At 52.6% G+C, this 14,316-nt stretch carries 17 protein-coding genes; 13 read left to right on the top strand and 4 right to left on the bottom strand.

Annotation, left to right across the window (positions count from 1 at the left end):
* The first annotated feature begins 200 nt into the window (after positions 1-200).
* The 13 genes from nifV to ACRJJO_RS14195 all read left to right on the top strand — a co-directional run bounded on the left by nifV (position 201) and on the right by ACRJJO_RS14195 (position 8,760).
* Positions 201-1,325 carry a homocitrate synthase gene (gene nifV / locus ACRJJO_RS14255; protein ID WP_431066352.1) on the top strand — a complete coding sequence of 375 codons (1,125 nt, stop codon included), beginning with the start codon at positions 201-203 and terminating at the stop codon, positions 1,323-1,325.
* An 8-nt stretch (positions 1,326-1,333) separates the two neighbouring features.
* Entirely contained in the window at positions 1,334-1,492 is a 159-nt protein-coding gene (locus tag ACRJJO_RS14250) for a hypothetical protein (RefSeq protein ID WP_431066351.1), read from the top strand.
* The gene (gene cysE / locus ACRJJO_RS14245; protein WP_431066350.1) at positions 1,492-2,241 is read left to right on the top strand and encodes a serine O-acetyltransferase; all 750 of its coding nucleotides are present in this window, start codon (positions 1,492-1,494) and stop codon (positions 2,239-2,241) included. The genes ACRJJO_RS14250 and cysE overlap by 1 nt, the downstream gene beginning before the upstream one ends.
* Positions 2,241-2,741 carry a hypothetical protein gene (locus ACRJJO_RS14240; RefSeq protein ID WP_431066349.1) on the top strand — a complete coding sequence of 167 codons (501 nt, stop codon included), beginning with the start codon at positions 2,241-2,243 and terminating at the stop codon, positions 2,739-2,741. Before cysE ends, ACRJJO_RS14240 begins: the two co-directional genes overlap by 1 nt.
* A 106-nt stretch (positions 2,742-2,847) precedes the next feature.
* Entirely contained in the window at positions 2,848-3,171 is a 324-nt protein-coding gene (locus ACRJJO_RS14235) for a (2Fe-2S) ferredoxin domain-containing protein (protein WP_431066348.1), read from the top strand.
* 2 nt (positions 3,172-3,173) lie between these two features.
* Positions 3,174-3,668 carry a hypothetical protein gene (locus ACRJJO_RS14230; RefSeq protein WP_431066347.1) on the top strand — a complete coding sequence of 165 codons (495 nt, stop codon included), beginning with the start codon at positions 3,174-3,176 and terminating at the stop codon, positions 3,666-3,668.
* Between the two features lie 2 nt (positions 3,669-3,670).
* Positions 3,671-4,048, top strand: a complete 378-nt coding sequence (locus tag ACRJJO_RS14225; RefSeq protein WP_431066346.1) for a hypothetical protein — start codon at positions 3,671-3,673, stop codon at positions 4,046-4,048.
* A 5-nt stretch (positions 4,049-4,053) separates the two neighbouring features.
* Positions 4,054-5,028 carry a Rossmann-like domain-containing protein gene (locus ACRJJO_RS14220; protein ID WP_431066345.1) on the top strand — a complete coding sequence of 325 codons (975 nt, stop codon included), beginning with the start codon at positions 4,054-4,056 and terminating at the stop codon, positions 5,026-5,028.
* Complete coding sequence (locus ACRJJO_RS14215; protein ID WP_431066344.1) at positions 5,025-5,471, top strand: hypothetical protein; 447 nt, start codon at positions 5,025-5,027, stop codon at positions 5,469-5,471. Before ACRJJO_RS14220 ends, ACRJJO_RS14215 begins: the two co-directional genes overlap by 4 nt.
* 2 nt (positions 5,472-5,473) lie before the next feature.
* Positions 5,474-6,727, top strand: coding sequence for a (Fe-S)-binding protein (locus ACRJJO_RS14210; protein WP_431066343.1), 1,254 nt, complete (start codon positions 5,474-5,476; stop codon positions 6,725-6,727).
* A gap of 424 nt (positions 6,728-7,151) precedes the next feature.
* Positions 7,152-7,721 (top strand): hypothetical protein, encoded by a 570-nt coding sequence (locus tag ACRJJO_RS14205; RefSeq protein WP_431066342.1) that lies wholly within the window; start codon positions 7,152-7,154, stop codon positions 7,719-7,721.
* A gap of 1 nt (position 7,722) precedes the next feature.
* Positions 7,723-8,040, top strand: a complete 318-nt coding sequence (locus ACRJJO_RS14200; RefSeq protein ID WP_431066341.1) for a rhodanese-like domain-containing protein — start codon at positions 7,723-7,725, stop codon at positions 8,038-8,040.
* Positions 8,041-8,052: 12 nt separating this feature from the next.
* Positions 8,053-8,760: a dinitrogenase iron-molybdenum cofactor biosynthesis protein gene (locus tag ACRJJO_RS14195; RefSeq protein ID WP_431066340.1), complete on the top strand. Its 708-nt coding sequence runs from the start codon at positions 8,053-8,055 to the stop codon at positions 8,758-8,760.
* 41 nt (positions 8,761-8,801) lie between these two features.
* Here ACRJJO_RS14195 and draG read toward each other — a convergent pair whose 3' ends face one another.
* The 4 genes from draG to nifL all read right to left on the bottom strand — a co-directional run bounded on the left by draG (position 8,802) and on the right by nifL (position 14,159).
* Positions 8,802-9,686, bottom strand: a complete 885-nt coding sequence (gene draG / locus ACRJJO_RS14190; RefSeq protein WP_431066339.1) for an ADP-ribosyl-[dinitrogen reductase] hydrolase — start codon at positions 9,684-9,686, stop codon at positions 8,802-8,804.
* A 430-nt stretch (positions 9,687-10,116) separates the two neighbouring features.
* Positions 10,117-10,923 carry an NAD(+)--dinitrogen-reductase ADP-D-ribosyltransferase gene (locus ACRJJO_RS14185; protein ID WP_431066390.1) on the bottom strand — a complete coding sequence of 269 codons (807 nt, stop codon included), beginning with the start codon at positions 10,921-10,923 and terminating at the stop codon, positions 10,117-10,119.
* A gap of 41 nt (positions 10,924-10,964) precedes the next feature.
* Positions 10,965-12,491, bottom strand: coding sequence for a nif-specific transcriptional activator NifA (nifA, locus tag ACRJJO_RS14180; protein WP_431066338.1), 1,527 nt, complete (start codon positions 12,489-12,491; stop codon positions 10,965-10,967).
* Positions 12,492-12,494: 3 nt separating this feature from the next.
* Positions 12,495-14,159: a nitrogen fixation negative regulator NifL gene (gene nifL, locus ACRJJO_RS14175; protein WP_431066337.1), complete on the bottom strand. Its 1,665-nt coding sequence runs from the start codon at positions 14,157-14,159 to the stop codon at positions 12,495-12,497.
* Positions 14,160-14,316 lie beyond the last annotated feature (157 nt).

Below are 14,316 nucleotides of genomic sequence, written 5' to 3'. Positions count from 1 at the left end.
GCACGCGTCATTTCGAATGTAGCATTTACGACAATTCATCATCGTTATGCCGCATAATTATGTCGGCAGCCCGCCAATCCTCTCCCCAAACCCTTGATTAACGATGCTTCATTAGTTGGCAAGCGATTTGCTTAATGACTTGTAAAGGCGCTATTCGTATCCGAATAGACAATTGACATCGGCGTTTACGAGATCGACCCATGAACCAACGTTCCCGCAGCATCGTCATCGACGACACGACACTCAGAGACGGCGAGCAGTCGGCCGGCGTTGCGTTTTCGCTCGAGGAGAAGCTGGAAATCGCTCGGCGATTAGCATGTATGGGCGTGCCGGAACTCGAAATCGGCATTCCGGCGATGGGCGGGCAAGAGCGTGATGAAATACGCGCGATTACGGCGTTGAATCTGCCGTGCCGGATGGTGGTTTGGTCACGCATGCGCGAAGACGATTTGCGTTTATGCCGGGACTTGAATGCCGACCTGGTCGACTTGTCGATTTCGGCATCAGATCAGCATATCCGGCATAAATTGAAAAGAAGCCGGACTTGGGTCTTAAAAACGATAGAGCGAATGGTCGTAAAAGCTAGGGATTTAGGTTTGAATGTCTGTGTCGGCGCCGAAGACGCCTCGCGTGCCGATCCGGATTTTCTGGCGCGATTTGCCGAAACCGCGCAAAGCGCGGGGGCAGAGCGAATCCGTTTCGCCGATACGGTCGGTGTGATGGAACCGTTTGGCGTGTTAGAGGCTATTCGAAGATTGCGCGCCGCGACTGATCTCGATATCGAAATGCATGCCCACGACGATTTAGGCTTGGCGACGGCCAATACATTGGCGGCAGCCGTGGCAGGGGCGACGCATTTGAATACTACCGTCAACGGCTTGGGCGAGCGGGCCGGAAATGCTGCGCTTGAGGAAGTCGTCGTCGGTTTACGGCAATTGTACGGTATCGAAACCGGTATCGACCTGAGCAATTTTCCGGACTTGTCGACTATGGTCGCCGAAGCGTCAGGCGATACGATTGGTACGCGTAAGAGTTTGATCGGTAGTGCAGTATTTAGCCATGAGGCAGGCATCCATGTCGACGGATTGTTAAAGGATTTAAACAATTATCAGGGCATCGATCCGACGGTGGTGGGCCGCTGTCATCAATTGGTTCTGGGCAAGCATTCCGGTACGCAGGGCGTGATTCACGCCTATCGGCAACTAGGCATCACGTTAAACAGAAGACAAGCGGCGAGCGTACTGCCGTTGGTGAGGCAGTTTGTCAGTCGAAATAAACGGATACCGCTGGCAGTCGAATTGGATATTTTTTTACAAACCGTGTGAGGTGTGTCATGAGCGAAAACTACGAACAGAAACGTACCGAACCCGAAACCGAAGTCGAGCGGGTCGCTCGCGAGGAAATTCATGAGCAGGACGATGCTAATCCGGGCAGTTTTTTCAGAGTCCCCGGAACGCCGGTTCCCGGCCGGACCGGCTGGAGCCTGTTGTAATGGTTGCCGTGATACCGGACAGTGCTGTGATTGAGGAAATCGGACTGTTGCGGCAATGGCGCGAAGATGTCGCCTGTGTTTTTGCCCGCGATCCTGCAGCGCGCAGCCGAATCGAAGTGTTGCTCGCCTATCCCGGTGTGCATGCGGTGTTGTTGCATCGGGTCAGTCATCGTCTTTGGCGGTCGGGATGGTATTTGTCGGCACGCATTCTGTCGGCTTTCACACGTTGGTTTACGCATGTCGATATACATCCCGGCGCTACGATAGGTCGGCGCTTCTTCATCGACCACGGTGCAGGCGTCGTAATTGGCGAAACAACGGTCATCGGCGACGATGTGACGCTGTATCACGGCGTGACTTTGGGCGGTACGTCATGGAACAAAGTCAAGCGCCATCCGACCCTAGGCAACAATGTGCTGATCGGCGCCGGCGCGAAGGTGCTCGGTGCGATCACGCTTGGCAACAATGTACGCGTTGGAGCGAACTCGGTCGTAGTCAAGGATGTTCCGCATTGCTGTACCGTGGTCGGCATTCCCGGGCGCGTGATTCAGAGAAAGGGGGTCAAGATTCAGAATCCGAACGGCATTGATCTCGATCATCATCTGGTGCCCGATCCGGTCGGCAAGGCTATCAATTGTTTACTAGAGCGCATCGATCAGCTCGAGGCCCGGCAAGAAAAGCTCAGTGACAAGCACTGCAAAACCTGCGATGCGGATTCGGTTTGTCATCCCGAAACGGAGGCTGCCTAATGGATCTGCTCGATTTCGATGCTCAGGATCTCTATTTTGAGCGTGAGGACCCTCTTGAGGTCCGGACTTTGATAAAAGAGGCAGCCGAATCCTACGGCAGCGGAGACGGCGAATTGCCGTTGCTTCAGGCCTATCTGCGCGCGCCGGAATCGTTGAACGTGCTGGTCGCGTTGAACCGCTTTTATTACTACCGGCACCGGCTGACCGAGGCGCTGCTGATTTCGGAAAAAGCCTTGGCGATCATTCGTGCGGGCCTTGCGTTTCCAGAGGACTGGCAGCAATTGAACATCGGCTTGCTCGGTTCGGTTCCGTCGGCGAGTTTGACCCGGGTCAGATTGTATTTGTTTACGCTGAAGTCGATCGGTTTTTTGCACATGCGTCTCGGTAACCTGGATTTGAGCCGGAGCATATTCGAAAAACTGGTCGAAATGGATGTCAAAGATCGCATCGGCGCACAGGCTTTGCTGGAATTGGTCGTCGAACGGCAAATTCATGTGTAGGGTGCGCATCGCGCACCTCCTTCCAGGTTTTTGTGTCGGACACAGATATAAAGGTACGCGAAGGGTACCCTACGATAGTTTTTAAATAGTGAAAGGAGCGACAGCCATGCCAAGACCCGATAAACACGTTTTCGTCTGTACGCAAAACCGGCCGCAAGGCCATCCGCGCGGTTCCTGCGCCGCGAGCGGTTGCAGCGACGTCATCAATGAATTCATGAACGAAATACAAAACCGTAATCTGTTCGACAAAATCGCTCTGACCAATACCGGCTGCATGGGGCCCTGCATGATGGGGCCGAGCGTGTTGGTCTATCCCGAAGGCGTGATGTACGGAAAGGTCAATAAGGAAGACGTGAAGACCATCATCGACGAACATCTGCTCGGCGGCACGCCGGTCGCCGAATTGCAAGTTCCCGCCGAGGTTTGGTAGCGATGGCCGGGGCGTTCGAAGAGCGCGTCATTTTCAGCCCGGATATTCCGGCGCCGGTCAATGCGCTGTTACAGGCCGCGGTAGCGGCGAGCCGGCTCGATGAGGCGGAAGCCGAGAGGCTGTTTATCGAAGCCCGCCGGCTGAATTGTCACTGTCTCGATACCTATTTCGCATTGTACAAATTCTATTTTTACCGGGCGCGCTTGGCCGATGCCGAACAGGCGGCGTTGGCCGGGTTGGAAGAAGCCGCACGGCAGGGGCGTTTCCCCGCCGATTACAAACGCTTGGCGCGCGAAAAAGAAAAATGGAATCTCTATGCGAACGGCATCACGCATTTTTATTTGTACTCGCTGAAGGCGCTGGCTTTCATCAAATTACGAAGCGGTCAGGACACGGAGGCTCGGGTGATCCTATCGGTGATCAGCGACTTGGATCCGGAAGACCGGTCGGGCGTTTCGGTTATCAGCGATTTGGCTTCGGCATTGGATCAGGTGTAGTCATGGCAACGCTTTCGCAAAGAATCGAAGAGCAGCGCGAATTCGGCGAGGCTATATGCCGAGCGATTGGCGAGTCGATACGGAAATTAGGCTTCGCCGAGAATCACGGTCCGGTAGGATTTCCGGTTTTCGACCAGGCCGAATTCCGGCTGGTCACCGACCCCTATAGCCGGCATGATGACTTGGTCGGGTATTGGTTCGATGCCCAAAAACAGCGTGTCGGGCAAATTCAATTTCACGGCGACGGCGGCTTTTATGCCGAATACGATGTGCTGAAACCTCACCCTGTCAAGCTCGATTATTTTATCGATACGATGAACGCTTGGGGCCGGAAAGGGCAGATCAAGACCGAAGCTCAGATTCTGGCGATGGCGCGTTGATCAGCATGGACGATCCCCGGCGAATTTATGAAATGCTGTTGGATTATTGCTCCGGCGGATCTACGGTAGGTAGCTTGACGATCGGCTTGGTGTGGACTGTCTGCCGCGAGAGTCAAAGCGATAACGCAGGATTATGCATGAGTCCCGGCGTGCCGACGCGAACCTTGCCGTGGGCAGGCGCTTTGACCGGCAAACCCTTGAGCGAACTGGCCGCCGGTCTCATGTCGTGGGATCCCTATCAAGCCTGCCTGGCGATGTCAGCGGTCAATTGTTGCATCAACGCTCGGCCCTTGCCGGAGTCGGAACCGCTCGATGCTGCTCCCGGGCGGGAAAATCTCGCGGTTTTCGATTATTTCCTACCGCAACTACGCGATAAAAAAGTCGCGGTCGTGGGTCGGTATCCGGGGCTTGAACTGTACCGAGAGCAATTGGATTTGACGGTATTGGAATTGAATCCCGGTCCAGGCGACTTCCCTGCGGCGGCCTCCGAATATGTCTTGTCGAAAGCCGATTGGGTTTTTTTGACCGGCAGTTCGATTCCGAACAAGACTTTTCCGAGGCTCGCCGAATTGTCGGCGAGTGCCGTCACCGTGCTAATGGGGCCGACCGTGCCGTGGCTTCCGCATTGGCATGAATTCGGCATCGATTATCTGGCAGGTATCGAGGTGACCGATGCGGACAGGCTATTCGAGACGGCGGCGCAAGGCGGAGGCGTCAGGATTTTCGGCAACGGTCTTCGCTACCGCGTCGCCGAACTGTCCGATCGAAATAGCTTGGCGTGGCTGAAGACGCAGATCGCCGAATGCTATGCCGAAAAATCCGGGCTGACGAAAGCCATGGAGCAGTGGTATGAAAGAGGTAATACGGCGCGTTTTCAAGAGTGGCAGACTTTGGACCGTGTTAATGCCAGGTTATCTCATCTCGACTCCGGATTCAAACGATTATGGGACCGAACGAACAAGAAAGGTGCGAACGGATGAACGATATCATTAACGAATTTAACGATTGCCGTCTGCTGCTTTATTACAAAGGCGATATCAGTGCGCTGATCCTGTTTGCACAGCAAGCCGACGGAACGGTTTGTTTTCCCGGATCATTGCCTGTTCTTTCGAGCATGTTGGAAGATAAACAAACGGCCCCGAATAAGATCGCTAGACATCCGTCGGTGCTGGTCAATGCGGTCGGAGACCGCTTAGAATTGCCTGCCGGTCTACTGTTGACCGAACCCGGTTTCAAGGAGTATGTCGATACTCCGGGAGGCGTCATTACCGTCTTCATGGCGCGTTTCGACCGCCTCGACCCTCCGCACTCGTTGATGCAAGCCAAAGGCTGTGCGCTCAAACCGCTAGGATCGTTACGCGGCAGGCCTCCTGCGGAATTGGGATTGCTCCGGCGCGCCTATGAGCAGGTGATGGAGTCGTAACTTTGTTCGAGTATTTCGAATCCGAAGATGTTTGCCCGGAGTATTCAGGCGGCAAAGGCCCCTATATTCCGGATGCGGCCGAATGCATGCGATGCGGAATGTGCGTCGGCCAATGTCCGACCTACAAACTTTTTCAGCTCAACGAAGAATCGCCGCGCGCACGCATAAGAACGATCGAAAAGATTCTTGTAGGCGGCGAGACCGTTAGCGCTTCGGAATTGGTGCATTTGAATAGCTGCCTGCAATGCCGGGCTTGCGAAATGGCGTGTCCGAGCCGAATGGCCTACGGCCGGCTATTTGATAGTGCGCAAGCGGTTTTGAGCGAAGGCCGCCGGAACAAAGTTTTGGCGGCTTTGGCCTTCACACTCATCGAATCGAAACAATTGCGCCGTGCGCTGATTCCGCCGATCGCGTTTTATATCCACTCCGGACTGCAAAATCTTGTCCGGCGTAGCGGTTTATTAAAAATGCTGAATCTTGTTGAAGCAGACGGCTTGTCGCGCCTACCTTCTTTTTCGGGAATGGCTGATCGGTATCCGGCAAAAAAGGAAATTTTAGGCAAAGTCGCGTTGTTTACCGGTTGCTTGTCGGAATCGTTCGACCGTGAAACTGTAAATGCCGCGACCGAGTTGCTGAACGCCATCGGCTACGAAGTATTAGTACCGAAAGGACAAACCTGCTGCGGTGCAATACACCAACACAACGGCAAACAGCAATCCGTACCTGATTTCATTTGGCGTAACCGAGAGGCTTTTGCTGCGCTCGATATCGATGCGGTTGTTTTCATCGCAACCGGCTGCGGCGCGATGCTCGACGAATACCCGCAAGATGATGAGCCAGGAGTTGAATTTCACGAGCGCCTTTTCGATATCAACGATTTTTTACTGCAACATTGGCCGGACCGGCTTCGTTTGAAGTCATGTTACCTTAAAGTTGCAGTACATGAACCTTGCAGTCAGCGCAACGTTCTCAAAAATCAGCAATCGGTTTATGCATTGTTGCAAAAAATTCCCGGCATCGATGTTCAGCCGTTATCCGGTACTGATGTATGTTGCGGTGCCGGCGGTGCCTACATGCTGACGCATCCCGAGAATGCCGCACGTTTGCGGGATATGAAACTTCAAGCCATCGCATCGGCTGCGCCGGATGTCGTCGTGAGCGCGAATTTCGGCTGCGCCTTGTATCTGAATTCGGCTGAATCGAGTCCTACCGTAAAAGTTATCCATCCTTTAAAACTGCTGGCCGATTGTTTGTAGCTCTATTGTTTGTAGCTCGTAAGATCTCGAAGAACGCACGAAACCGGCCTCAGGCAAGTTGCCGCCTCACTATGCATCACTGCCATTAAGTTAAGGGAAGCCCGTCATTCCGCCATGGATTGGCGGAATCCAGTGCCATGGATGGCAAGCTTTTGAGGCACATTAGAGCCTGAATGCAAGCATTACTTATTTCTGTGATGGCTTAACTTAATGGCTGTGCTCACTATGCATTGTCGTCAATACGACAAACCGGAAAAAATCGATTCGCTTGAATGTTATTTTTAAAACAAATTTAACCCGTTCGGGTCGGTAAAGTAGATTCAATCAATTGATAATCAATTAAAAATTTAAATAGGCATGGTCTCTGCTTAAGATGCTTTAAAGCTTTCCGCATTTTTAATAATTCCTTAACGGAGACCAGTCAATGTTGTTAGATCATTACAATAAACAAGGGTTGTTAACGGTGACTTCGGTACTTGGCAAGACCGGGACTGCCGGCGTCAGCGCGTTTCGCGGCGATTTGGTACTGATCGAAGGGGCGCTGCGCGAAGGCTCGGCGACCGACCGCAAGCCGCCGGAGCTCGTTATCAGGCATGCCAACCTGTTGGCCGATGCCGCGACGATCTTGTTTGCAAGCGGCTTGTTGTACCGGCTCGAACATTTGCCGCTCTTCATCGACAAATACAGGTCGGCCTTGACAGTCGAATCGCTGTTGCTGTTTCTGGTCGAAAACATTGAAACCGAGATGCGAATCGAACGCGACGGCTTCGTGTTTCATTGTTATCCGTATAAGGGCGGTCTAGTCTGGAACGATTTGCTGGATCTGCTTTACATCGAAAAATCCGACTTGAAGGGGCAGTGCGCCGAAGATAAGGTCATCACGGTCTTCGAGGCGGCGAAAGGTTTTGTCGGCAAGGCGCCGAGCCTTACTTATGAAGACGCGCTGACGCAAACGATCGAAGTCGTTAAGGAAGACGCAGTAGGCCCGGTGTGATATGAAAAAGTTCAAGCCCATCGCAGCCGGCGAGGCCGAAAGGCTGATCGAATCGCGTACGCCGCTGATTCTCGATTGCCGCGAGCTCAAGGATTACCGCGCCGGACATATCGGCGAGGCGATGCATCTGCATGAGCGGCTGCGCGAAACGTTGATCTTGAAAGGCGACAAACGGCGGCCGGTTTTAATCTATTGCTATTACGGCCATGCCAGCGAGCATGTCGCGGAAATGTTCTGCGATTTCGGCTTTTCCGATGTCTACAGTCTGTCCGGCGGATTCGCCGGTTGGAAAGAATATTATCAACAACTTCCGTCTTGAAGGTTCGTGATTATGACTCAAATATCCCGTGAACACGCATTACGCATCGCATTGGCATCGAGAGTGCTGCCCGGCGTCGATGTTCCGACGCTGATCGGTATCCTGCACGATAAAGTCGGCTCTCCTCTTGATGACGATAAGCTCAAGGCGATTACCGTGACCAATCTCAAAACCGGCATCGGCAGTCTCGACGGAGAGGAGGACGGCGAAGATATCGGCATCGGTCTGGCTAATATCAAACTTGCGGTGCGTTATTTATGGGGCGAGGAGGGCGAGGATGAAAATCTGCCGGAAATCCAACCCTACCGCGACGGCGATCTTTCAGAGTCGATCCGTGTGGCGGTCGCATCGAATTCCGGAGTGACTCTCAACGGTCATTTCGGTTCCTGCATCCGTTTTTTGATTTACCAATTGTCGCGCGATGAATACCGTTTGATCGATATTCGGTCGACCGTCGAGGCCGACAGTTCCGACGATAAAAACCTGTTTCGCGCGAATTTAATCAAGGATTGCCATGTGCTGTTCGTGCAGTCGATCGGCGGACCGGCCGCCGCGAAAGTGATCCGTGCCGATGTCTATCCAATCAAAGTGCCCGATGTCGCCGAAGCGCCGGATCAGCTCGTAGAATTTCAAAGGGTGTTCGACGCACCGCCGCCCTGGCTGGCAAAAGCTCTGGGCCGCAGTGCCGAAGAACGTAAGCGCTTTAAGGCCGATGCATAAAGCCGGATGGCTTGGGTCAATTCGCCGCTTCAAGGGGCTGGTTAAAGGAATTGCGCAATATCGATCAGTTCATTTGTTTGGGTATGTATGGCCTCGGCGACTTTGGCATCCAAACGGTTCAGCCAACGCTTAGGAATGTTTTGCACTCCGTATCGCGCGCCTGCAAGCATTCCAGCCAGCGCGCCGGTGGTATCTGAGTCTCCGCCTTGATTAACTGTTGCGATCAAGCAGGATTCGAAATCTTCGCTATTGAAAAAACAATGCAAAACTGTTTGTACGGTATCGACAATATAGGCCGATGATTTGCCGGGGTAAGGACGATAAGCGAATTCCGGATTTTCGGAAATCAGCTTTTCCGCCGTGCGTAAACAGGTATCGACGCTTTCACCGTTAAGTAATTGTCCGGTCATGCGCCCGAGGGCTAAGGTCGCTTCATCGGACAACGGATGGTTGTGCGTGAGATGACATTGCTCGAGTGTCCAATTATCGAGGCGATCGGGCTGGTTCAGCGTTGCCAGTACGACCGGGAGATTGCGCATGCATCCGCCGTTGCCGGCATCGTCTTCGCGCGGCGGGCCTGACAATTCCCCTGTTTTTCGGTAGCGTTCGAGTCCGCGTCTGCAGGTATTGCCGATATCGGGCGGGTCGGATTCGAGCCAAGCAACGAAATTGTCCGCGACCGCTTTTAGGTTCCAGCCTCGATGATCGATAATCGCTTGCCCCAGCGCAAGCGACATTTGCGTTTCGTCGGTGACTTGGCCGGGTTCGAGCGCAAGCCAGCCGCCGCCGATGATGTCGCGGTGCACGCCGTAACGCCGTTGGATCTGTTTCGGAGACATGAACTCGACCGTCGCACCAAGCGCATCCCCGCAGGCGAAACCCAGATATGCGCCCAATACGCGGTCCAGTAAAGACTCGTTAATCATTTTAGGGTTTCATAACAAATAACTTCCTGATATATCATCGTTCCTACGCTCAGCGTGGGAATGCATCCCGGGACGCTCTGCGTCCCCAGTGATCGGTAAAACAAGCAAGAGCTAACGAAATACATTCCCTAAAGTCTCTCAATCTACCTACCCGCCGCTGTCGACGCGGAGCGTCTAAGGCGGCATTCCCACGCAGAGCATCACTGCCATTAAGTTAAGGATTTTTCCGTTCGCCCTGAGCCTGTCGAAGGGTGAATGGAAAAATCCTGGGTCGATAAGTTAAGCCGTCCATGGTTCGACAGGCTCACCATGAACGGCTTAACTTAATGGCAGTGACGCAGAGCATGGGAACGATAAACTTGTGCGGGATATGCACAAGGCGTAAGAAACATTTAGGGGAGTTATTTTTTTACCGTATCCTTAGTTCGCCTCAATGACTTACCCGGACCCGGTAAGCGCCGCCGATTGCCAAATATTCCGCTTCGCCGCGTAAGGCATGGCGGGGCAGTAGGTCGTTGAAAAAAATCAATTTTACCATCGGTACTTCGGTCTTCAGAATATATGCTCCGAATTCGCCGGCGGTGCCGGGACTGTCGGTAAACGATACCAGATTGTTAAAACGCACGATTTTATCGTGTTTGGTTTCATGCCGGATGATGCAATCGTCCAGCGAGTCGACCCCTCGATACAGCGTCTTATGTCCTGCAGCCGGAAAGCGGAATCGTTCGATGATCCATTGACAATATTCGTAGAGCAGGTCCAATTGCATATAGATGCAGTTATTGTGATATCGGCTGTTCATCTTTTCTTCGATATAGCCGATCCAGGCCTTCGTGCCGAAGCCGGTAATGGGTTGCTTGTGATAGGACGGAAACAAACCGAAACGGCTTTCGACCCAACCTTTGAAAACCGCAGCCTGTGCATTGTTCGAGTCCATTCCCCAATCCTGTATCAAGCGCAAATAGCTATTGCGGTAACGCCGCCCTCCCGTTACGTCGCCCCCTAAGCGCTGCTCGGTTTCGAAGCCGAATACGACGCACATATAGTCTTGAAACAGACGGCCGCATGTCTCGGGCGCCGATTGTTTCGCCAAGAGTTCGAAAAGGCCCGAAGCGGCTTCTCGGGTTCCGGCGATATGCAGTGGTTTGGGGTGTTCGTTAAATACGACGCTAGCGATACATTCGGTCGACAGGCCGGTTAAATTGGCACTGTGGCAATGCTCGGCAATGGTCGGCATCGGTTGCGTAAAAGGGATTTTGCTTGTTTCGTTAACCGAATTCAAATCTGCTTTACATGAATTTTGAGCGTTTGAATTCGGTAAGCGATTTGTCTTGGCGTCATGTCGAGCAGGCGCGCCGCTTTGGCTTGCACCCAGCCGCTTTGTTCGAGTGCGGCGATGACGCGTTCGCGTTCGTCCAGGTTTTCATCGAGTAAATCCATGCTACGGACAGGCTGCGGTGCTAGCGTAATGCCGATTTCGCTTTCCAAACCGGTGCCGGCGATCACCTCGCGGTCGATGATGCCGTCCTGACTCATGATCGCGGCGCGTTCGAGCCGGTTTTCCAATTCCCGGACATTGCCGGGCCAATGATGCTTCATCAAGATACGAATCGCACTTTCTTTGATTTCGAGCGACCGTCCGGCTTGTTGTTTGGAAATACGTTTGAGTAAAAATTGTGCCAATTCGGGAATATCTTCGATACGTTCACGTAGCGCCGGCATATTAAGCGGCATGACATTGAGCCGGTAATACAAATCCTCGCGAAACCGTCCTTCGGCGACCTCTTCTTCTAGATTGCGGTTCGTTGCGGCGATTACCCGTACATGCACTTTTAAGGTTTTAACGCCGCCGACACGTTCGAACTCGCCCTCTTGCAGCACCCGTAATAATTTGGCTTGGAACGAGGCCGAAATTTCGCCGATTTCGTCGAGAAACAAGGTGCCGTTGTCGGCGAGTTCGAAACGCCCCTTGCGCTGACCGATCGCGCCGCTGAACGCGCCTTTCTCGTGGCCGAACAGTTCGGATTCGAGCAAAGTGTCGGGCAGGGCCGCGCAATTCAATTTCAAAAACGGGCCGTTCGCGCAGGCCGAGTTGAAATGAATCGCGTTTGCGACGACTTCCTTGCCGGTGCCCGACTCGCCGCGTATCAGCACGGTCGTGTTCCATTTCGCGACCTGCCGGATGATGTCGAATACCCTGAGCATTGGTTCGGAGTGGCCGATGATGTTTTCGAAACGGTAGTTTTTGACTAGTTCCTGTTTTAGATAATCGCGCTCGTTGGTCAATTGATCTTGTTTCCGCTCGATCGCCCTGAGCGAATTGACGCTTTGCGCGATCAGGTTCGCGACCATCTCGAGAAAGCGAGCCTTCTCTCCGAGAAAACTCGCTTCGGCCGGTTGTGCGGCTAGAATACCTACGACCTCGCCTTGGTCCACGGCCAACGGAGAGCCGATGAAGGGCAAGTCGGGATTGTAGACGCCCAGGCGGCTCAAGAAACGCGGCTCGTCGGTGATTCTGTCGACCACAATCGTGCTGCCTTCGTCCAGTATCGCACCGACCAGTCCTTCCCCGGGCTGATAACGCACCGACTTATCGATGTTGTCGCCATATACTTCGCAGATGCTCATGCTGTCGTCATCGACTTCACGCAATGTGATCATGCCGAAGTTCAAGCCGTTGCGTTTATGTAATATTTCAAGGATACCCCGCAATTTATCGCGTAAATCCCGGGTGCTGTTCAACAGTTGGCTGACTAAAAACAGCGTATCCAGTTCGGACTCGACTAATAGCAGACGTTCGGACATGACTTATCGTTTGGTTTTAGCGTTTCGATAGATTGGAAAACCGATTTTAAATCGGCAACCTTGATCGTAATTCGGATCGATTTCGATGCCGGCTTTATGTTGATTGACGATTTCCTGGACCATGACTAAACCCATGCCTGCCTTGATCGTGCCCATCGGGCGGGTCGTGTAAAAAGGTTGAAATACCTTGATGCGCTGGTCCGGATGGATACCTGGGCCGGTATCTTCAATCGACACATTGACTCGATCGTTGTCGACATGCGTTGCAATAGCAATGAAACGTTCGCGGCTCCCTGCGCGGTTCATCGCTTCTATCGCGTTATCGATTAATTGTTTGAATAGCATGCGTAGCTTGTTTTCCGAACCCAATACCGAAGGCAGCATCGAACTGGGCCGCCAATCGATGACGATCCCGTTGGCCAGAAGCTTATAGCTACTCAGCTCCACGACCTCATGCAGAATTTGGTTCAAATTGACCGGAATCACGGCGGTTTCCGGGATTTCGGGAATGCATCGCTGTAAGGTTTCCAGAGTTTCTTCGCCTTTCGTACCGACTTGTTCGAGCAGTTCTCTCAACGGTTGGTTTTGAATATCGTTGCGATGACTCATGATGTTGATTGCTGCACTAATTTGATTCAACGGTTGCCTAATTTGGTGCATCGCACCGAGTAAGGTTTCCCGGATGCTACGGATTTGTTCTTCCTCGGCCATGATGGTGCGCAGATTCTGCAGGTGCAATTCCTCCTGCTGGCGGCGCTGTTGCGTGATATCGCTGAAACTGAGCAGTAAATAATCTTTGGTTTCGCCGGAAAAAAATGCGTCGGCGCCGGTTTCCTTTTCGGCGAACCAGTTACCGGAGCATGCGTACCAACGTGTCCCGCGCTTGTCGATGCCTTCGATTCGAAGCTCTCTGTTGACGAAACCGCGTTCCTTTCGGGCCGCGTATTGCCATAGATCGCCAATGTCCTGGCGTAATAACTTCAAAAAAAACAACACAGGTTCGGTCAAGCCCAGATCGCTGATCATCATTTTATATACTTGGTTATCCAGGACGACGCGATCGCTCTTGTCGATGACCACCATCGCTACCGGCGATGCATTGATCACCGATTCGATCAATTGCTTCTGATTGATTAACTTTTGTTCGGCGGCGTGTGTTTGGGTGATATCCCGGTGCATGCCGATGTAATGCGTGATTTTTCCCTGTTCGTCCTGCATGGGCGCGATCGTAAGCTCTGCAAGATATGGGGCTCCGTTTTTATTTTTGTTGATCAAACGGCCGCGCCAGATTTTTTTGCGGGTGATCGTGTGCCACAAATCGTAATAGACCTGGCGGGGCGTCGATTTGGCCGATAATTCGGATTCGTTACGTCCGAGGATTTCCGCGGGGTGGTAGCCGGTGGTTTCGGTAAAGGCTTCGTTAATATAGAGGATGTTGGCTTTTTTGTCGGTGATCGATATGGCGACCGGTACTTGCTCGACGACTTTGATCAATAGAAAGAAAGGTAGCATCTTGCCTTGCCGGCTAAATGATTCGATCAAATCCAATAGCTGTTTATCGATCGTCAAAGACGGTGCAAATAGTGCCATCATTTGCTCGATATCGTTGGGATGGGTTTCGTAACCGGGAAGCGCATTGTTCATATCGATCGGTCTCGTAATTTCCATAATATTAAAAAGGAATATGCAAATTAGAAGCCAATTTTGATTAGGCTAAAAATAATCGCCGGATTTGAAAATTGGATGGTGGGGCCCAGTATCAATCTAATCCTGTTACCCAAGCTCCAGCTTGGGTAACCTGTTCAGGAAGCTCTAGCTTCCCGAC

Source organism: Methylotuvimicrobium sp. (assembly GCF_050611805.1).
Lineage (GTDB): Bacteria > Pseudomonadota > Gammaproteobacteria > Methylococcales > Methylomonadaceae > Methylotuvimicrobium.
The sequence above is the reverse complement of the archived record's forward strand: the minus strand, read 5'-3'. Positions and strand labels throughout refer to the sequence as shown.